We start from the raw sequence: 19,342 nt of genomic DNA on the forward strand, positions 1-19,342 counted from the left end.
GTACTCTTGATGATGAATATATCAAAGAAATAATCGAAGACCAAGGGAAAACTTAAATTTTAGAACTCCGAAAGACCGATTTTATCAATGCGTCGTATTTGATGATTGAAGGGACCTCTGAAGAAAAAACTTCACAATATTTTTGGAGATTAAAAAAAAAGTTGTACCTTCGCACCATAATATCGCGGGGTAGAGCAGTAGGTAGCTCGTCGGGCTCATAACCCGGAGGTCGCACGTTCGAGTCGTGTCCCCGCTACTAAGCAAAGGTTATCTTATACAAGGTAACCTTTTTTATTTGTATTGTAAACTTAAAAAAAACAATTTATTATTTCTATTACCTTAATAGAGATTGTAGTTTGTGCATACTTAAAATAGTTTGTACTTTTGCATTCGTTAAGAATTTCTAAGAAAATATAATGATAAAAGTTTCGGACAAAGCTAAAGAAAAAGCCATACAACTAATGGCAGAAGATGGTTTCGATGCCACTAAAGACTTTATACGCGTAGGCGTAAAAAGCGGAGGTTGCTCGGGTTTGGAATATGTTTTGAAATTTGACAATCAAACAACCGATACCGACCAAGTATTTGAAGACAACGGCATAAAAATCGTAGTTGACAAAAAATCTATTCTTTATCTTGCCGGAACCACATTAGATTATTCCGGAGGACTTAATGGGAAAGGATTTATTTTCAACAACCCTAACGCCGCAAGAACTTGTGGATGCGGAGAAAGCTTTTCGCTATAGAATTTTTATTAATTAAATCTTTTACAAAAACTTATGAGTAAATATACAGAAGACGATCTAAGGGAAGATCTCAAAAATAAAGAATATGAAGCCGGTTTCTACACCGATATAGAATACGAGGATTTCCCCATAGGACTAAACGAAGATATCATTAGGGCGATTTCCGAAAGGAAAGGAGAGCCAGATTGGATGCTGGACTGGAGACTGGAGTCCTTCAAGGTTTGGCAGAAAATGGAAGAACCGGACTGGGCAAATATTAAATATGAAAAACCCGATTTTCAGGCGATAAGATATTATTCTGCTCCGAAGAAAAAACCGGAATTAAATAGTCTGGACGAGGTAGATCCCGAGCTTTTGAAAACTTTTGAAAAACTGGGTATCTCTCTTGATGAACAAAAAAGACTTACCGGCGTCGCTGTAGATGTGGTAATGGATTCTGTGTCTGTAAAGACGACCTTTCAAGAGACTTTAAAAGAAAAAGGCATCATCTTTTGTTCTATCTCGGAAGCAATTAAAAATCACCCAGAACTTGTCAAAAAATATCTGGGAAAGGTAGTGCCAAGGGGCGATAACTTCTACGCTGCTCTGAACTCTGCTGTTTTTTCGGACGGATCTTTTTGCTATATTCCCAAAGGCGTGAAATGTCCTATGGAACTTTCTACCTATTTCCGTATCAATCAAGCCGGTACCGGTCAGTTCGAGCGTACTTTAGTGATAGCAGACGAGGGGAGCTATGTTTCTTACCTTGAAGGTTGTACAGCACCATCGCGGGACGAGAACCAGCTGCACGCTGCCGTAGTAGAACTAATTGCAATGGACAATGCAGAGATAAAATACTCTACCGTACAAAACTGGTATCCGGGAGATGAGGAAGGGAAAGGCGGAGTCTATAACTTTGTAACGAAGAGGGGACTTTGCGAAAAAAATGCCAAAATATCTTGGACCCAAGTGGAAACAGGCTCTGCCGTGACATGGAAATACCCCTCTTGTATTCTTAAAGGAGACAACTCTGTGGGAGAATTCTACTCCATAGCCGTTACCAATATGCACCAATGGGCAGACACCGGAACAAAAATGATTCATATCGGAAGAAATACTAAATCCACTATCATCTCAAAAGGTATTTCTGCGGGAAAATCCAACAACTCGTACAGAGGTCTGGTAAAAGTGATGCCTTCTGCCAAGGGAGCAAGAAACTTCTCCCAATGCGATTCCCTACTGATGGGTAACGAATGTGGTGCACATACATTCCCTTATATTGAAATAAAAGATCCTTCGGCACAATTGGAGCACGAGGCTACAACCTCTAAAATTGGGGAGGACCAAATCTTTTATTGCAACCAAAGAGGACTGGATACGGAGAAAGCCATCGCTCTAATCGTAAATGGTTTTAGCAAAGAAGTCCTCAATAAACTTCCTATGGAATTTGCCATAGAAGCTCAAAAATTATTAGAAATCAGCTTAGAAGGAAGCGTGGGATAAGTTGATTTAGCTTTGAAAATATTAAAACAGTTTAATGAAAAACATACTTATTTAACCTCAATAAACCATATATTATATTTAATTTTATGAAAAAAACATTTTTTTTATCATTAGTAATGCTATTTTTAGCAAGTCTTTCATCTGCTCAAGAAGCAAAATATCAGCTGTCTAGCCATATATTAGACATCAATAAAGGAATGCCTGTCGCACATGTAAAAATAGGGCTTTCTAAAAAAGATGCAAATGGGCAGTGGGTCTTCGTAGATGAGAAATTTACCGACGAAAACGGACGGGTAAAGAACTTCTTAAAACAAGACAACAATTCTGATAATCAAGGAATTTATAAACTAACTTTCTACACCGCTCCTTACTTCAAAAAATTGGGAGAAGAAAGTTTTTATCCTTTCGTAGAAGTTGTTTTCCAAATCAAAGGGAAAAATCACTACCATGTACCAATTACCCTAAGTCCTTTTGGATATTCCACTTATAGAGGTAGCTAATTTTTATTAAAATAGAATTTCCTTCTTCGAATTGATTTTTAATTTACAAATAAAATGAAATATTATCTTTTAGTTTTAATGAGCTTTTTCTCTTTGCAGGCATCTTTTGCTCAATATACATCAAGCATATACAGCCTTAATCAAAAAGGAGCCTTAGAGATTGCTAGGCAAGCCAATTTAGAAGCCGAAAAAATGAATAAAACCGTTTCCATAGCTGTTCTAAACCATTCGGGAGTTGTCCTACTTTTACTGAAAGGAGATAATGTAGGACCACATAACACAGAGGCTTCGAGACGAAAAGCATACACTTCTCTATCTACCAAAACCCCTAGTTTTGAACTAATGCAGAAAGCGGCAAACAATCCTACAGCAAGAAATCTAAATACACTGCCCGAGCTTTTACTTTTAGGAGGTGGTGTTCCTGTTTGGAAAGGAGATATGCTGGTGGGAAGTGTCGGTATATCCGGAGCCGGAGGAGGGGAAAATGACAATTATATAGCTCAAAAAGCCATAGAAAATTTAGGATTCAGTATTCATAAAAAATAAAAAACAACATAGAAAATGTTAGAAATAAAAAATTTACACACTAAAATAGAAAACGGTGCCGAAATACTAAAAGGCATCGATTTAGAAATAAAGCCCGGAGAAATACACGCTATAATGGGTCCAAACGGTGCCGGGAAATCTACGCTTTCCTCTGTAATTGCCGGAAAAGAAGACTATGAAGTAACCAATGGCAAAATCCTATTTGATGGTGAAAATATCGCAGAAGATGCTCCCGAAGAGAGAGCCCACAAAGGCATTTTCTTATCTTTTCAATATCCTGTGGAAATACCTGGAGTATCGGTAACCAATTTCATAAAAGCCGCCATCAATGAAAATAGAAAAGCAAACGGATTGGCAGAAATGCCGGCTAAGGAAATGCTGGCTTTAATCAGAGAAAAATCCGAATTACTCGGCATTAAAAAAGATTTTCTGGCGCGTTCTCTCAACGAAGGCTTCTCCGGAGGTGAAAAGAAAAGAAACGAAATTTTTCAAATGATGATGCTCAACCCTAAATTGGCCATTCTCGACGAAACCGATTCCGGACTGGATATCGATGCTCTAAGAATAGTAGCAGAAGGGGTAAATCATTTCAAGAATGAGAATAATGCAGTACTCCTAATCACCCACTACCAAAGACTACTGAACTATATTCAGCCTGATTTTGTGCATGTATTAGCAGACGGGAAAATCATCAAAACAGGGGACAAAACTTTAGCCTTAGAACTTGAAGAAAAAGGCTACGACTGGCTAATCAAGCACTAATCCCATAAAAATATTATCCGAACACAAACGAATAAAAAAGGAATTATGTCTTTACAAGAACAAATTATACATAATCACAATCATTTTTTAGAAACCCTTAGTAATCACGCTTTTGACAAAGCAAGAGTACAGGCATTGTCTGTATTTGAAACAAAAGGTTTTCCTACCAAAAAAGACGAGGAATACAAGTACACCAATCTAAAAGAAATTATAGAAAAGGATTATCGGTTTTTCCCTAAACCCGAGCATCACATAGATCAAGCTCAGCTGGATGCACTTCACTTTGGAGAAGATAATTTTGATTATGTCGTGTTTATCAATGGTTCTATACGTAAAGAGTTCTCTCACATTTCTACCAAGAATGTAACCGTAATTCCAATAGAAGAGGCTTTGGGAAATAACGAATATAAGACTGCCATCGAAAATCACTTCAATAAACTTTCTGCCAAAGATAATGTTATTACTTCGCTTAACTTGGCTTATTTCAAAGCAGGATGTTTCATTTTTGTTCCCAAAGGCACCATCGTAGAAAAACCTATACACCTGTTTTATCTCTCTCAAAATCAAGAAGAAAATACTTTTTACAATATCCGCAATCTATTGATAGCAGAGGAAGAATCCGAAATAGAAGTGATAGAGAGTCATCATAATTTTGATAATCATTTCGTATTTACCAACACCGTTACGGAAATTTTTGTTCAGTCTAACGCTAAAGCAGACTGGCACAAACTACAATCCGATAATGATACTTCCTACCTCGTAGACCATACTTTTGCAAGCCAAGAAAGAGACAGCAGGGCAACGGTAAATACTTTCTCTTTCGGAGGAAAATTGGTAAGAAACAACCTTGACTTTATCCACCTCGGCGAGAATATCAATTCCTTTATGAACGGCATTACCATTATAGGTAAAGAACAATTGGTAGATCACCACACGGCTGTTCACCACAACTACCCTAACTGCGAAAGCTATCAAAACTACAAAGGTATTTTTAATGACAAAGCACACGGTGTTTTCAATGGTAAAGTATTCGTGGATAAAATTGCCCAAAAAACCAATGCTTATCAGCAAAACAACAATATCCTCTTGAATGAAGGAGCTACAATAGACTCCAAACCTCAGCTGGAAATCTTTGCTGATGATGTAAAATGCTCTCACGGATGTACCGTAGGACAACTGAACGAGGAATCTCTTTTCTATCTGAGAGCGAGGGGTATTTCCAAAAAAGAAGCACAAGCCCTCCTACTCTATGCATTCGCAAATGATGCTATGCAAAACATAGATATAGAGCCTCTAAAACTAAAAATATCCAAACTCCTCGCAGAGAAATTAGAGGTAGATATTGAGTTTTAGCTTTGTGATTTCAGAGCAGCAATTTCATCTCGAAATTTAGCGGCACGGATAAAATCCAAATTCTTAGCTGCCGCTTCCATTGCTTTTTGTTTTTCTGCAATAAGGCTTTCCAACTCCTCAGAAGAGTATTGGGCTTTATCTTCAGCCACTTGCCTTATGATTTCTTTCTGAGTGTATTTATCATCTGGGAAATCGTGAGTTCTGCCCACTAAGGCTTCCGAGATTTTTTTGTTAAGCGCTTTTGGGGTAAGATTGTGGTCTTTGTTGTATTTGATTTGTTTCTCACGGCGGTAGTTGGTTTCATCTATTGTCGCCTGCATAGATTTTGTCATCTTGTCTGCATACATTATTGCCTTTCCATTTATATTTCTTGCGGCACGCCCCACGGTCTGAATCATAGAACGACGGGAACGTAGCATCCCCTCTTTATCGGCATCTAAAATTGCCACTAAGGAAACCTCCGGCAAATCCAAGCCCTCCCTCAATAAGTTCACCCCTACCAAAACATCGAATAGCCCGGCTCTTAAATCTTGTATAATCTGAATCCGCTCCAATGTCTCCACATCTGAATGGATATACCTCGTTCTTATCCCAACTTTTTCAAAATATTTGGTCAGTTCCTCCGCCATTTTTTTCGTTAAAGTCGTTACTAATACCCGCTCATCTTCCTCTGCGCACTTTTGTATTTCCTCTATCAAATCATCGATTTGGTTAAGCGTAGGGCGCACCTCTATAATCGGGTCCAAAAGCCCCGTAGGTCTGATAATTTGCTCCACATATTCCCCTTCTGTTTTCTCAAGCTCGTAGTCCGCCGGTGTCGCCGAAACATAGATGACTTGATTTTGCATTGCCTCGAACTCATCAAACTTCAGAGGTCTGTTGTCTAATGCTGCCGGAAGGCGGAAACCATATTCCACAAGCACCTCCTTTCTACTACGGTCTCCCCCGTACATCGCGTGAACCTGAGGAATAGTAACATGGCTTTCATCAATTACCATTAGATAATCCTTGGGGAAATAATCCAACAAACAAAACGGACGCGTCCCCGGCAGACGCCCATCCATATATCTGGAATAGTTCTCTATTCCCGAACAATAGCCCAATTCTTTTATCATCTCCAAGTCCAATTCGGTACGCTCTTGCAGCCGCTTGGCTTCCAATGGCTTTCCTATTTCTTGGAAGAAAGAAACTTGCGCCATCATATCATCTTGAATACTTCTGACAGCTTTGTGAAGCGTTTCTTTGGAAGTTACGAAAAGATTGGCTGGGTAGATATTTATCTTGTCAAAATCCGACATCAGACTGCCCGTCACGGGGTCAAAACTATGAATTTGTTCTATCTTATTCCCAAAAAACTGCACGCGTATTGCATTATCCGCATAAGCGGGGAAAATATCTATCACATCTCCTTTCACACGGAAAGAGCCTCTCCCAAACTCATTCAATGCTCTTGAATACAGGGCACTAACCAATTTATGCAAAAGCTCCGTTCGGGTAATGCTTACCTCTTTATCTATCTCTATTAAAGATTTATTGAACTCTGTAGGGTTCCCTATACCATAGATACAAGACACAGACGAAACGATTAAAACATCTCGCCGCCCCGACAACAGACTCGCCGTGGCAGAAAGCCGCAGTTTTTCCACCTCTTCGTTTATACTGAGATCTTTCTCTATATAAGTCCCTGTGGAAGCAATATATGCCTCCGGCTGATAGTAATCGTAATAAGAAACAAAGTATTCCACCGCATTATCGGGAAAAAATTCTTTGAACTCCATAAAAAGCTGTGCCGCCAAAGTCTTATTGTGAGCCAAAACAATCGTTGGGCGTTGTATCTCCTGTACCACATTAGCGATAGTAAAGGTTTTCCCCGAACCGGTTACCCCTAATAGGGTTTGGTATTTATCCCCGTCCAAGATGGCTTTACTAAGTTTTTCTATGGCTGTTGGCTGATCGCCTGTTGGCTGATATTCCGAATGAAGCTTAAATTTCATAATACAAAGATAACCGTTTTTTTTATGGTTGAATGATAGACATTGCCAAAGACAAACATTTTGATAATTAGAATGTTTATAAATATTAGCAAGCCACTAAGTATAGTATTTTTTTTTACCTTTGCACCTCAAAAAAAAAGAGATAAAATCAATGAGAACCAAATCTGTAGGGAAAAAGAAAATCAATATCATCACATTAGGATGCTCTAAAAATATCTACGACTCCGAAGTACTAATGGGACAGCTAAAAGCCAACGACAAACAAGTAGTACACGAAAAGCGTGGTGATATCGTAGTGATTAACACCTGCGGATTCATTGATAATGCCAAAGAAGAGTCTATCAATACCATTCTCAGCTGTGTAGAGGCTAAAAATAGAGGCGAAATAGAGAAAGTTTTCGTTACAGGCTGTCTATCCGAACGGTACAAACCAGATTTGGAAAAAGAAATTCCGGATGTGGATCAATTCTTTGGTACAAGAGATTTGCCTATTTTGCTCAAACATCTTGGAGCAGACTATAAACACGAATTGGTGGGCGAACGCCTCACGACTACGCCTAAGCACTATGCTTACCTGAAAATCTCCGAAGGCTGCGACCGCCCTTGTTCGTTCTGTGCTATTCCGCTAATGAGAGGCAAACACATTTCTACGCCTATCAAGAAGCTCGTGGAAGAAGCTCGTAAATTAGCAAAATCCGGAACCAAGGAACTTATTCTCATTGCACAAGATTTAACCTATTACGGACTTGATATTTACAAAAAAAGAGCCCTCGCAGAGCTTCTAAAAGAACTCGTAAAAGTAGAAGGAATAGAGTGGATTAGATTACATTATGCCTTTCCTACAGGGTTTCCGGAAGATGTTTTAGAGGTTATAAAGACAGAACCAAAAGTCTGCAACTACATAGACATTCCACTCCAGCATATCAATAGCGATTTGCTAAAATCTATGAAGCGAGGAACTTCACACGAAAAAACAAATGCTCTCTTAGCCAAATTCAGAAAAGCCGTTCCAGATATGGCAATCCGTACAACACTGATAGTAGGCTACCCCGGAGAAACAGAGGAGCGTTTTCAGGAATTGAAAGATTGGGTGGCAGAGCAACGCTTTGACCGCTTAGGTTGTTTTACTTATTCGCACGAGGAAAGTACCTTTGCCTATAATTTGGCAGATGATGTGCCGCAGGAAGTGAAAGAAGCACGGGTAGAAGAAATAATGGCACTACAATCCCAAATCTCTTGGGAGAAGAATCAAGAAAAAATTGGGAAGACATTCCGCTGTATTTTTGATAGAAAAGAAGGCAATTACTTCGTGGGCAGAACAGAATACGACTCGCCTGATGTCGACAACACCGTCCTCGTCCCTGCAAAGGAAACTTATATTCCCGTAGGCAAGTTTACAAATATCAAAATCACCTCTGCAGATGAATTTGACCTCTATGGGGAAGTAGTACCTTAATGCACAAAAGGCATTTTATTTCAAATAAATATTTGATTTAAGTTTGTGCTTTTTTTTAATAACCTAAATCTGAAATTCTACTAAAACAGGGCAGTGGTCGGAGTGGACAGCTTCTTTTAGAATGATGCCGCGAGTAAGTTTTTCACGCATACTATTGGATACGAAATGATAGTCTAATCGCCAGCCTTTGTTTCGTGCTCTGGAATTTTGTCTATAGCTCCACCACGAGTAGTTGTCCGGCTCTTGATTAAAGAAACGAAAGCTGTCCATAAGTTCGCATTCTTGCATAAACTTTGTCATCCATTCTCTCTCCATCGGCAAAAATCCTGAAACATCTTTCAGTCTTACGGGGTCGTGGATATCTATCGCTTCGTGGCAAATATTGAAATCTCCGGAAATGATTAAGTTTGGAATTTCTTTTTTTAGATTTTTGATATAGTCTAAAAAGTCATAGCAAAACTGCATTTTGAAATCTAGCCGCTCTATATTAGATGCAGAAGGAACATATACCGATATTACAGAAAATCCCTCAAAATCAGCTCTGATGATACGCCCCTCACTATCATACTCCGGTATGCCGCAGCCATAGACGATTTGGTTTGGAGTTGTTTTTGCAGCGATGCCTACACCGCTGTATCCTTTTCTTTCTGCCGAATACCAATAAGTTTTGTATCCTATTTCTTCAAATCCCTTGATATCTATTTGGTCTTTTCCTGCTTTGCTTTCTTGGATACACAGAATATCCGGCGAAGCTGTTTTCAGCCATTCTAAAAAATCTTTCTTAAATGCTGCTCGAATGCCATTTACATTATAGGATATTACTTTCATTTTTTTAGGATAATTTATATGATTAAAGAGAAGATTCTGGCGTGAGATCATCGTAAAACGATTGAGTTTCTGCGATAAGGTGATCCATTTCGTCTAATGTTAAAATTTCCAAAAACTTTTTTCGGAATGGTTTGAAGTGGGGTATTCCTCGGAAATAGTTGCCGTAATGCTGCCTCATTTCTATAAGCCCCAGTCGTTCTCCTTTCCATTCGGCACTCCATACTGCGTGTTGTTTCACCGCCATCAGGCGATCTTTTATGGTAGGCGGTGGCAGTATTTCTCCGGTTTCGAAAAAATGTTTTATTTCATTAAAAATCCAAGGGTAGCCTATCGCGGCACGCCCTATCATAATGCCGTCACAGAGATACTTTTCCTTATATTTCAAAGTCTTTTGCGGTGAGTCTATATCGCCGTTTCCAAAAACGGGGATTTCAATATTAGGGTTGCTTTTTATTCTTGAGATATGTTCCCAATCGGCTTCTCCTTTATACATCTGTGCACGGGTCCTTGCATGTATAGTAAGGGCTTTTATACCTGTATCTTGCAGCCGTTCTGCGACTTCGTCAATATTGATGTGTTCAGAATCCCATCCCAATCTTGTTTTTACCGTTACAGGCAGGTGTGTAGATTTTACGACAGCTTTGGTAAGGCGTACCATTAGGTCTATATCCTTTAGTACTCCGGCACCGGCACCTTTGGAAACCACTTTTTTCACAGGGCAGCCGAAGTTTATGTCTACCAAATCTGGCTCCACGGTTTCTACTATCTTTGCGGACATCGCCATAGCCTCTTCATCTCCTCCGAAGATTTGTATCCCTATGGGTCTTTCGTAATCGAATATATCCAATTTTTTTTTAGACTTAATGGCATCTCTTATCAGTCCTTCGGAAGAGATAAACTCCGAATACATTAAATCTGCACCATGCATTTTGCAGAGCCTCCTGAAAGGTGGGTCACTGACATCTTCCATTGGTGCAAGAAGCAAAGGAAATTCGGGTAATTCTATTGAACCTATTTTTATCATTCTGCAAAGATAGATATTATATAAAAAATCCCCAGCGAAGTACTGGGGATTTCATTAGATTTGATTAAGTCTATCGAACTAATTTTAATTCGTTTACAATATTCTTAGCTCCGGCATAGACATCTACCACCCAAAGTAAGTAACGAATATCAAGGTTGATGGTTCTTTGGATTTTTGGATCAAAAACAATGTCACCGCTAAGGGCTTCGCTATTACCATCAAATGCAAGACCAATGAGGTTTCCATCAGCATCTATTACTGGAGAACCAGAGTTTCCTCCTGTGATATCATTATCGGAGAGGAAGTTTACAGGCATATATCCGGCTTTATCTGCATAGATGCCAAAGTCTTTTTGTGCATAGAGATCAAGGACTCTCTGTGGTAAATCAAATTCGGGATCACCTTTTTTGTATTTGCCAATAAGCCCTTTCATATCTGTATAATAGTTGTTTTTCACACCGAAATAGTTTCGGTCTTCACGGAATGGCAGGGTAGTTACTTGCCCGTAAGTAAGTCTCATCGTAGAGTTGGCATCAGGATAAAATTTCTTTTTAGGAAAAACCTTTCTGAAGCCATCAAGGAACAATCTTGTATTTTTAGCAAAGGCATCATTTTGCTGTGCTGTAGCATCTGCTTTTGCATTCTGCTCTTCTACAACATTTGCTATCAATTGATATAAAGGGTCGTTTTCTACAATAGTCGCATCCGGATGATTAAAGAACGCCAAAACACTCTCTTTATTAGCAAAAACAGAAGCGTCTGCTGCTTGGGGTAGCTGGTTTGCATCTATGTTTTCAAGGGTTTTTAGCTGAACCGATTTTGGTACTTTTGTTTGATAGAGAGATACCAATGTCGCCAGCATATCTTTTTCTACCTCAGGTTTGAAATGCTCGTAATATTGGTCTAACGATTTTTCGATAAGAGGTTTCATCTTTTGCTGGTTCTCACTATCTTGTTTTGAATAAGATATCAGTGTCTGCCCCATTCTATATGCCATATATAGGTATTTCGCATTTCTTGAAAGAATGATGAAATAGTTTCTTTCCACACTTCTATCACCTACATTTTGGTAATACGCTTTTATGTCGGCTAAAACATTTCCATATACCTTTCTGTTTGCGGGTTTGTTTGCCCATCTTTGGAATACTTTCTGCTGATTTTCTTTCTCTTCTACGGTTTTGTTCTTGATAATGGACTCTATAGTTCCAGCTCTGTTTTTCCAATAGTTTGCTACAGAAGCATACTGAGATGCGTAGCCCAAACGAGTAGCATCATCTTGATCCATATATTTTTTCATCACATCCATTGCAGCTTTAGAAGCATCTACCCAAGCCGGATAATCTTTCTTAATGAGCTGCTCTACGCCGTAAGAGGTAAGGTAGCGGTTGGTTCTCCCCGGATAGCCCAATATCATAGCAAAATTTCCGGGTTTAACACCTTTAAGGGAGACAGGAAGGAAGTGTTTAGGAGCCAAAGGCATATTGCCTACATTGTACTCGGCAGGATTTCCGTTTTTATCGGCGTAAACTCGGAATATACTGAAATCCGCTGTATGTCTTGGCCACTCCCAGTTGTCTGTGTCTCCTCCGTATTTTCCTAATGATGCAGGAGGCACACCTACTAAGCGGATATCTTTATAGTCTCTGTAAACAAAGTAATAAAATTCATTACCATTGAAAAAATCTTTTACCACAACGGTATATTTACCATTATCGGAATTTTCTTTTTCTATGGCTTTGTATTCTTGTTGTATCACTGCTTCTCTTTGTTCGGCAGTCATATTGTTGTTGAGTTTGGCATTGATACGCTGTGTTGCATCTCCCATACGCTCAAGAAATCTCACATATAAACCTTTGGAATGGATTTCTTCACTGTGATTTTTTGCCCAAAAACCGTTGGTAAGGTAATCTTTCTCCGGTGTAGATGCGGCTGCCACGGCACCATATCCACAGTGGTGGTTTGTGAAAATTAAGCCCTCTGGCGATACTATTTCTCCGGTACAAAATCCTCCGAAACTCACGATAGCATCTTTAAGGCTGGAGTGGTTTACAGCATAAATTTCTTCAGGGGTAAGGTGCAGCCCTTCTTTTTGCATATCCACGCCATTAAGTCTTTTAATGAGCATCAGAAGCCACATCCCTTCATCTGCTCTCATTTGTAAGAAGCTCAGCAAGAAAGTGAGCACTAAAAATAATCTTTTCATTGAATCAATAATTTTAATTGTGGGCTAAGATAAACATTTATCAATAATTTGCAAAAAATAATTTACTATAGCTGGAGTTTCATTAGCTTTGCAGAAATAATCTGTGGAGATTCAGCTTAGAGACAGAACTCTGTTTTTAGAGTTTGTTTAAGGCTTTTTCTCAAAAAAAATAAGTACCTTTATACTCTTAAAATAAAAATGATGGATTTGGTATTTAACAAAAATGAAGATGTCAATAAGCTTAGGCTTTCGGAAATCAACAGGCTTCTGAATCAAATAAAGAAAGGTGGTGGCGAAAAACGCCTCGATAAAATAAGAAGCGAGGGAAAGATGACAGCTCGTGAGCGTATCGATTATCTCTTGGATGACAAAAAAGGAAGCATTGAAATAGGAGCTTTTGCCGGCTATGAAATGTATGAAGAGCATGGTGGCTGCCCGTGCGGAGGAGTAGTAGTGAAAATAGGATATATTTCCGGCAGGCAGTGTGTTGTGGTAGCTAATGATGCTTCTGTAAAGGCGGGAGCGTGGTTTCCCATTACAGGAAAGAAAAATCTGAGAGCACAAGAAATAGCAATGGAAAACCATCTACCTATTATTTATTTGGTAGATTCTGCGGGAGTATATCTTCCGATGCAGGATGAGATATTTCCGGATAAAGAACATTTCGGGCGTATTTTTAGGAATAATGCCAAAATGAGTGCTATGGGTATTATCCAAATCTCCGCCGTGATGGGGAGCTGTGTAGCGGGAGGGGCGTATCTACCTATTATGAGCGATGAGGCGATGATTGTAGATAAAACAGGCTCTATATTCCTTGCCGGAAGCTATCTCGTAAAAGCGGCGATAGGCGAGAGTATAGATAATGAAACATTAGGCGGAGCTACCACGCATTGCTCTGTTTCAGGTGTTACAGATTATAAGGCTAAGGACGACAAAGATGCCTTAGACCGTATAAAAAATATTATGAAGTCCATTGGGGATTATGAAAGGGCAGGGTTCGACCGTATAGAAAGCCATCAGCCAAAGTCTAATCCCGAGGATATATTTGGGTTGATGCCGGCTTCCAGAGTGGAACAATACGACACCTTTGAGATTATCAAATGCCTTGTAGATAAATCCGAGTACGAAGAATATAAACCGGACTACGGGAAGTCTATTATTTGTGCTAATGCACGGATAGACGGCTGGAGCGTAGGAATTGTAGCGAACCAAAGAAAGATGGTGAAGAATGGAAAAGGAGAGATGCAGTTCGGGGGTGTTATTTATTCGGATTCTGCGGATAAAGCCACGCGTTTTATAGCCAATTGCAATCAAAGAAAAATCCCATTGGTCTTTCTGCAAGATGTTACGGGGTTTATGGTGGGCTCTAAGTCCGAGCACGGCGGCATCATAAAAGACGGTGCCAAAATGGTAAATGCCGTATCCAATTCGGTGGTCCCGAAGTTTACCATTATCACAGGGAATTCTTATGGTGCCGGTAATTATGCAATGTGCGGCAAAGCCTACGATCCGCGTTTAATCGTTGCGTGGCCATGGGCAGAATTGGCAGTAATGGGTGGTGCTCAGGCGGCTAAGGTTTTAGCCCAAATTCAGGAGGGAACCCTCAAAAAACAAGGTAAGCTCATCACGGAGGAAGAACACCGTAAAATCCTTGATGAAATTTCTCAAAAATACCAAAAGCAAACAGCTCCTACTTATGCGGCGGCAAGGCTTTGGACAGATGCAATTATCAACCCATTGGATACAAGAACTTGGATTTCTATGGGGATAGAAGCAGCCGACCATTCTCCCATCAAGGAGCGGTTTAATTTGGGGGTCATACAAGTTTAATCAATTTTAATCAGTCATTTATTGTTATAATGAATAGCGATTTTTTTAAGTATCAGGCACAGACCACTCCTTTTGCTTCCGGGTTCGAAGTGGATAGGGCGGTAGGAAACTATATTTATGGTAAAGACGGCAGGAAGTATTTGGATTTTGTTGCCGGAGTTTCGGCAAATACGCTGGGGCATTCCCATCCTAAAATCATTAGTGCTATAAAAGAACAGGCAGAGCGTTATCTGCATGTGATGGTTTACGGAGAGTATGCTCAGGAAAAACCGGTGGCTCTTTGTAAATTGCTTGCAGAGGTTACGCCAGAGCCGTTGGAGGTTACTTATCTTGTAAATAGTGGAGCAGAAGCAATAGATGGAGCACTTAAACTCGCAAAGAGATATACGGGAAGGGAGAAAATTGTTTCCTTCAAAAATGCATATCATGGTAATACACACGGGGCATTGAGTGTAGCCGGTAATGAAGTTCATAAAAGGGAATTTCGTCCGTTGCTTCCAATGGTTGATTTTATAGAGTTTAATAATGAGGCAAATTTTTCGCAAATCACGGAAAAAACGGCAGGTGTTATTTTAGAAACTATTCAAGGTGCAGCAGGATTTCTACTTCCGAAAGAAGGCTATTTGCAAAAACTAAAAAAACGCTGTGAAGAGGTAGGGGCATTACTGATTCTTGATGAGATTCAGCCGGGATTTGGGCGTACGGGAAAACTTTTTGCGTTTGAGCATTATGGTATTGTCCCTGATATTTTAGTGATGGGTAAAGGAATGGGCGGAGGCGTACCGGTAGGTGCGTTTATGAGTTCTGCCGAGATTATGAAAACGCTTTCTCATTCTCCGAAATTAGGGCATATTACCACTTTTGGAGGTAATCCGCTGATTGCAGCATCGTGCTATGCTACGCTGAAAGAAGTTTTGGACAGCGGCATAATGAATGAAATGGCACATAAAGAAACACTTTTCCGAAATCTGTTGGTACACCCGAAAATCAAAAATATTAATGGAAAAGGACTGATGCTGGCTGTGAATTTGGGTTCGCCGGAATATACATTGGCTGTTGCCAAGCGTTGTATGGAAAAGGGGCTTATCGTATTTTGGCAACTTTATAGGAACGAATATCTTAGGATATCGCCACCTCTTACCTTGACGGATGACGAGATAAGAGAAGGCTGCGAAATAATACTCCAAGCATTAGACGAAGTCTAATTTTTTACCGAAGGAGAGTCTATCACGATGGTTACAGGACCGTCATTTTTGAGGGACACTTTCATATCGGCACCGAATATGCCGCTCTCTGTTTTCAGCCCCGATTTCGCTATTTCTTCTTTGAAGTATTCAAACAATGGAATGGCTTTTTTGGGGCTGGCAGCTTTTATGAAAGAAGGCCTATTGCCTTTTCTACAATCTGCAAGGAGCGTGAACTGGCTGATACATAATATCTCACCTTTTATGTCTGACACGGATAAGTTCATTTTCCCCTCGCTATCGCTGAAAATTCTCATTGCTAAGATTTTCTTTACGAGGTAATCCGCATCAGAGTGGGTATCTTGCTCATCTATGCCTATAAGGAGCATTAGCCCGGTCTTTATTTCTCCTACGGTTTTTCCTTCTACCTTTACGGCAGCTTCGGAAACTCTTTGTACTACGATTTTCATAAGATGGTTTTTTATGGCAAAGATACTGAAATAGGAGTGCCTTTTTGTTCTTTTATAATAGAAAAATTAAACGCTTTATATTTGTTGGAGAAAGAAATATTATTGGCATACGAGGTAATGGATAAAAACACAGACTGCATTGTTTCGTACAGTAATGGTGTTTTTTATGGAAAGAGTGTTCGTTAGATTTTATCTTGGAATCAAGAAAAAGAATTAACTTTGCTTTTATTTTAATATAAAAGTTATGAGCCTTATCCTAAAACCAATAGATGTAGTAGAAGACATTACAAAAGAAGATTTTTATCATAAATATCTGAAAACGAGACAGCCCGTGGTCATCAAAAATATGGCACGCAAGTGGCCTGCTTACAAAAAATGGACTTTGGAGTATATGAAGGAAACGGTAGGCGATGTAGAAGTGCCTCTGTATGACAGTTCCAAAGCGGATCCTGCGGCACCTATCAATGCCCCTACTACGAAAATGAAATTCGGAGATTATATAGACCTTATCGAGAGAGAGCCTACCGATCTTAGGATTTTCCTCTTTGATCCCATCAAGCACGCACCGAAATTGTTAGATGACTATGTTTTTCCCAAAGATTTGATGGGTGGTTTTTTGGATAAATATCCTAATATGTTTTTCGGAGGCAGAGGTTCGGTGACTTTCCTGCATTTTGATATTGATATGGCACATATCTTCCACACGCATTTTAATGGACGCAAGCATATCCTGCTTTTTGATTATAAATGGAAAGAGCGTTTGTACCAGATACCGTATGCTACTTATGCTTTGGAGGATTATGATATTTCCAATCCGGATTTTGACAAGTTCCCGGCGCTTAACGGCGTGGAGGGTATAGAATGTTTCTTGGAGCATGGCGATACGCTCTTTATGCCCACGGGGTGGTGGCACTGGATGAAGTATTTAGACGGCAGTTTCTCTATTTCGCTAAGGGCTTGGGATAAGTCTTGGGCGGTAAAGGCACATTCTCTTTGGAATCTTACCGTTCAGCGTGGTTTTGATAATTTTATGAAAGCCCGCTATAAAAAACGCTATATGGACTGGAAAGAACGAAAGGCAATAGAAAGAGCCAATGCAGCTCTTAGAAGAGGATTGCCGAAATAGACCATTGTATTCAGACTTCCGGATCAGCCTATGAATGAAAAGCTCGAATTACAACTAAAAACGCTTCCTTCCGACCCGGGAGTCTATATATACTACGATAAAGACGGGAAAATACTCTATGTAGGCAAAGCCAAGAATCTCAAAAAGAGGGTTCTGTCTTATTTCAATAAAACCCCCGCTGGTTACAAAACCAAAATATTGGTAAAGAAAATCCATCGCTTGGAAACGACTATTGTCCCGAGCGAATACGATGCATTATTGTTGGAAAACAACCTCATCAAAGAGTATCAGCCTTTCTACAATATGATGATGAAAGACGACAAGTCTTATCCGTGGATTTGTATTAAAAATGAACCCTTCCCCAGAATTTTCCTTACCCGAAAGAAGCTGAAAGACAAATCGGAATATTACGGGCCTTACGCAAAAGTATATCCCGCAAAAGTCCTTTTGGAAACCATTAAGAATATTTATAAGCTCAGGACTTGCAGCTTAAATCTTAGTGAACCTAAAATAGATGAGGGAAAATACAAAGTGTGCCTTGAATATCATATAAAGAATTGTGAGGGCCCTTGCGAAGGTATGGAAACGAAGGAGGCTTACAACAAAAAAATAGAGGCTGTGCGGAGTATGATAAAAGGGGATTTCCGATTGGCGAAGCAGTTTTTGGAAGACGAAATGTACCGGTATGCTGCAAATTTGGAATTTGAAAACGCACAGATTATTAAAGAAAAATTAGCTGTATTGGAAGATTATCAAGCCAAGCATACAGTAGTCAATCCGAATATAGATGATGTAGATGTGTTTGGAATCACGAGTGATGAGCTGTCTGCGTTTGTCAATTATTTCAAAATTCGTAACGGCAACATTGTGCAGAGCTATACCACCGAAGTCCGAAAAGGTTTGGAAGAAACAGACGAAGAAATATTAGAACAAGCCATTATAGAGATTAGGCAACGTTTTGAGTCCGGAGCTAAGGAAATTTTGCTGCCCTTCCATCTTAATACGAATATTCCCAATGTAAAGCTCATCGTTCCGAAAGTAGGCGATAAAAGAAGAATCGTAGAGCTCTCTGAGAAAAATGCCAAGGAATATCGTGTGGAAAAACTAAAACAAGTCCAAATCATAGACCCCGAACGGCACACAAATCGTATAATGGCAGAGATGAAAAAGCTGCTTCGGATGCCTGTGGAGCCAAGACATATAGAGGGATTTGATAATTCTAATATTCAGGGGAGTAATCCCGTCTCGGCGTGCGTAGTTTTTCGTAATGGGAAACCATCTAAAAAAGAGTACCGTATTTTTCATGTAAAAACCGTAGAAGGGCCGAATGACTTTGCGACGATGGAGGAGGCTGTTTACCGCAGATACCGCCGTGTATTAGACGAAGGAGGAGATTTGCCGCAGCTCATTCTCATTGACGGAGGCAAAGGACAGCTGAGTTCCGCGATAAAGAGTTTGAAAATGTTAGGGATTTACGGGAAAGTGATGGTTATCGGTATTGCTAAGCGGCTGGAAGAGATTTATTTTCCGGAAGACTCTATTCCTTTGTATTTAGATAAAAAATCGGAAACCCTAAAAATCCTCCAGCAGGTGAGAGACGAATCTCACCGTTTTGGGGTAAGGCATCACCGCATTCGCAGGGAAAACACGACAATAAAATCGGAGCTGGAGAATATTTCCGGTGTAGGCGAAAAAACGGTAGAATTACTTCTACAAAAATTAAAATCTGTAAAAAGAGTAAAAGAATCTTCTCTACAAACTTTAGAGGAAATTCTCGGTAAATCAAAAGGCAAAGCCGTTTGGGAATATTTTAATTCTTAATAGCTCCGCCTCAGTTA

The 19,342-nt window shown here is 39.7% G+C and carries 16 protein-coding genes and 1 tRNA gene; 12 read left to right on the forward strand and 5 right to left on the reverse strand.

What is annotated here, in order from left to right:
* The first annotated feature begins 183 nt into the window (after positions 1-183).
* The 7 genes from BLS89_RS07690 (at position 184) to sufD (ending at position 5,389) form a co-directional block, all read left to right on the forward strand.
* Positions 184-256: transfer RNA gene (locus BLS89_RS07690), tRNA-Met, on the forward strand.
* A gap of 160 nt (positions 257-416) precedes the next feature.
* Positions 417-746: a HesB/IscA family protein gene (locus BLS89_RS07695; protein WP_092737195.1), complete on the forward strand. Its 330-nt coding sequence runs from the start codon at positions 417-419 to the stop codon at positions 744-746.
* Between the two features lie 33 nt (positions 747-779).
* On the forward strand, positions 780-2,228 hold the full coding sequence (gene sufB / locus BLS89_RS07700) for a Fe-S cluster assembly protein SufB (RefSeq protein ID WP_092737197.1): 1,449 nt from the start codon (positions 780-782) through the stop codon (positions 2,226-2,228).
* 86 nt (positions 2,229-2,314) lie between these two features.
* On the forward strand, positions 2,315-2,728 hold the full coding sequence (gene uraH / locus BLS89_RS07705) for a hydroxyisourate hydrolase (protein ID WP_092737199.1): 414 nt from the start codon (positions 2,315-2,317) through the stop codon (positions 2,726-2,728).
* A 78-nt stretch (positions 2,729-2,806) separates the two neighbouring features.
* Positions 2,807-3,274, forward strand: a complete 468-nt coding sequence (locus BLS89_RS07710) for a GlcG/HbpS family heme-binding protein (protein ID WP_245688940.1) — start codon at positions 2,807-2,809, stop codon at positions 3,272-3,274.
* Positions 3,275-3,289: 15 nt separating this feature from the next.
* Positions 3,290-4,036, forward strand: a complete 747-nt coding sequence (gene sufC / locus BLS89_RS07715; RefSeq protein ID WP_092737203.1) for a Fe-S cluster assembly ATPase SufC — start codon at positions 3,290-3,292, stop codon at positions 4,034-4,036.
* A 45-nt stretch (positions 4,037-4,081) separates the two neighbouring features.
* A complete protein-coding gene (gene sufD, locus BLS89_RS07720) occupies positions 4,082-5,389 on the forward strand; it encodes a Fe-S cluster assembly protein SufD (protein ID WP_092737205.1) in 1,308 nt (435 codons plus the stop codon).
* Here sufD and uvrB read toward each other — a convergent pair.
* Complete coding sequence (gene uvrB / locus BLS89_RS07725; RefSeq protein ID WP_092737207.1) at positions 5,386-7,383, reverse strand: excinuclease ABC subunit UvrB; 1,998 nt, start codon at positions 7,381-7,383, stop codon at positions 5,386-5,388. The two genes, sufD and uvrB, sit on opposite strands and share 4 nt — an antisense overlap.
* A 151-nt stretch (positions 7,384-7,534) precedes the next feature.
* Between uvrB and rimO the strand changes: the two genes are divergently transcribed.
* On the forward strand, positions 7,535-8,839 hold the full coding sequence (rimO, locus tag BLS89_RS07730) for a 30S ribosomal protein S12 methylthiotransferase RimO (protein WP_092737208.1): 1,305 nt from the start codon (positions 7,535-7,537) through the stop codon (positions 8,837-8,839).
* A 63-nt stretch (positions 8,840-8,902) separates the two neighbouring features.
* Here rimO and BLS89_RS07735 read toward each other — a convergent pair whose 3' ends face one another.
* From BLS89_RS07735 to BLS89_RS07745, 3 genes are all read right to left on the reverse strand, one after another.
* Positions 8,903-9,667, reverse strand: a complete 765-nt coding sequence (locus BLS89_RS07735) for an exodeoxyribonuclease III (RefSeq protein ID WP_092737301.1) — start codon at positions 9,665-9,667, stop codon at positions 8,903-8,905.
* A 22-nt stretch (positions 9,668-9,689) separates the two neighbouring features.
* Positions 9,690-10,691, reverse strand: coding sequence for a tRNA dihydrouridine synthase DusB (gene dusB, locus BLS89_RS07740; protein WP_092737210.1), 1,002 nt, complete (start codon positions 10,689-10,691; stop codon positions 9,690-9,692).
* Between the two features lie 70 nt (positions 10,692-10,761).
* Entirely contained in the window at positions 10,762-12,894 is a 2,133-nt protein-coding gene (locus tag BLS89_RS07745) for a S46 family peptidase (RefSeq protein ID WP_092737212.1), read from the reverse strand.
* Between the two features lie 201 nt (positions 12,895-13,095).
* On the opposite strand from BLS89_RS07745, the gene BLS89_RS07750 reads away from it, so the two are divergent.
* Together BLS89_RS07750 and BLS89_RS07755 are read left to right on the forward strand one after the other, a co-directional pair.
* A complete protein-coding gene (locus BLS89_RS07750) occupies positions 13,096-14,724 on the forward strand; it encodes an acyl-CoA carboxylase subunit beta (protein WP_092737214.1) in 1,629 nt (542 codons plus the stop codon).
* Between the two features lie 29 nt (positions 14,725-14,753).
* Positions 14,754-15,929, forward strand: a complete 1,176-nt coding sequence (locus BLS89_RS07755; RefSeq protein WP_092737216.1) for an aspartate aminotransferase family protein — start codon at positions 14,754-14,756, stop codon at positions 15,927-15,929.
* Here the strand turns inward: BLS89_RS07755 and dtd are convergent.
* On the reverse strand, positions 15,926-16,378 hold the full coding sequence (dtd, locus tag BLS89_RS07760) for a D-aminoacyl-tRNA deacylase (protein ID WP_092737218.1): 453 nt from the start codon (positions 16,376-16,378) through the stop codon (positions 15,926-15,928). The two genes, BLS89_RS07755 and dtd, sit on opposite strands and share 4 nt — an antisense overlap.
* A gap of 244 nt (positions 16,379-16,622) precedes the next feature.
* Between dtd and BLS89_RS07770 the strand changes: the two genes are divergently transcribed.
* Both BLS89_RS07770 and uvrC read left to right on the forward strand, forming a co-directional pair.
* Entirely contained in the window at positions 16,623-17,504 is an 882-nt protein-coding gene (locus BLS89_RS07770) for a cupin-like domain-containing protein (protein ID WP_092737221.1), read from the forward strand.
* 30 nt (positions 17,505-17,534) lie between these two features.
* Complete coding sequence (gene uvrC / locus BLS89_RS07775; RefSeq protein WP_092737223.1) at positions 17,535-19,325, forward strand: excinuclease ABC subunit UvrC; 1,791 nt, start codon at positions 17,535-17,537, stop codon at positions 19,323-19,325.
* Positions 19,326-19,342 lie beyond the last annotated feature (17 nt).

Source organism: Riemerella columbipharyngis, assembly GCF_900101995.1.
Lineage (GTDB): Bacteria > Bacteroidota > Bacteroidia > Flavobacteriales > Weeksellaceae > Riemerella > Riemerella columbipharyngis.

Excerpts from the sequence above, each read along its gene's own strand:
- uraH (WP_092737199.1), top strand. The coding sequence starts at position 2,315 with ATGAAAAAAACATTTTTTTTATCATTAGTAATGCTATTTTTAGCAAGT.
- uvrC (WP_092737223.1), top strand. The coding sequence starts at position 17,535 with ATGAATGAAAAGCTCGAATTACAACTAAAAACGCTTCCTTCCGACCCG.
- uvrB (WP_092737207.1), bottom strand. The coding sequence starts at position 7,383 with ATGAAATTTAAGCTTCATTCGGAATATCAGCCAACAGGCGATCAGCCA.
- sufC (WP_092737203.1), top strand. The coding sequence starts at position 3,290 with ATGTTAGAAATAAAAAATTTACACACTAAAATAGAAAACGGTGCCGAA.
- BLS89_RS07755 (WP_092737216.1), top strand. The coding sequence starts at position 14,754 with ATGAATAGCGATTTTTTTAAGTATCAGGCACAGACCACTCCTTTTGCT.
- dtd (WP_092737218.1), bottom strand. The coding sequence starts at position 16,378 with ATGAAAATCGTAGTACAAAGAGTTTCCGAAGCTGCCGTAAAGGTAGAA.
- rimO (WP_092737208.1), top strand. The coding sequence starts at position 7,535 with ATGAGAACCAAATCTGTAGGGAAAAAGAAAATCAATATCATCACATTA.
- BLS89_RS07695 (WP_092737195.1), top strand. The coding sequence starts at position 417 with ATGATAAAAGTTTCGGACAAAGCTAAAGAAAAAGCCATACAACTAATG.
- BLS89_RS07735 (WP_092737301.1), bottom strand. The coding sequence starts at position 9,667 with ATGAAAGTAATATCCTATAATGTAAATGGCATTCGAGCAGCATTTAAG.
- BLS89_RS07750 (WP_092737214.1), top strand. The coding sequence starts at position 13,096 with ATGGATTTGGTATTTAACAAAAATGAAGATGTCAATAAGCTTAGGCTT.
- BLS89_RS07770 (WP_092737221.1), top strand. The coding sequence starts at position 16,623 with ATGAGCCTTATCCTAAAACCAATAGATGTAGTAGAAGACATTACAAAA.
- dusB (WP_092737210.1), bottom strand. The coding sequence starts at position 10,691 with ATGATAAAAATAGGTTCAATAGAATTACCCGAATTTCCTTTGCTTCTT.
- sufB (WP_092737197.1), top strand. The coding sequence starts at position 780 with ATGAGTAAATATACAGAAGACGATCTAAGGGAAGATCTCAAAAATAAA.
- sufD (WP_092737205.1), top strand. The coding sequence starts at position 4,082 with ATGTCTTTACAAGAACAAATTATACATAATCACAATCATTTTTTAGAA.
- BLS89_RS07745 (WP_092737212.1), bottom strand. The coding sequence starts at position 12,894 with ATGAAAAGATTATTTTTAGTGCTCACTTTCTTGCTGAGCTTCTTACAA.
- BLS89_RS07710 (WP_245688940.1), top strand. The coding sequence starts at position 2,807 with ATGAGCTTTTTCTCTTTGCAGGCATCTTTTGCTCAATATACATCAAGC.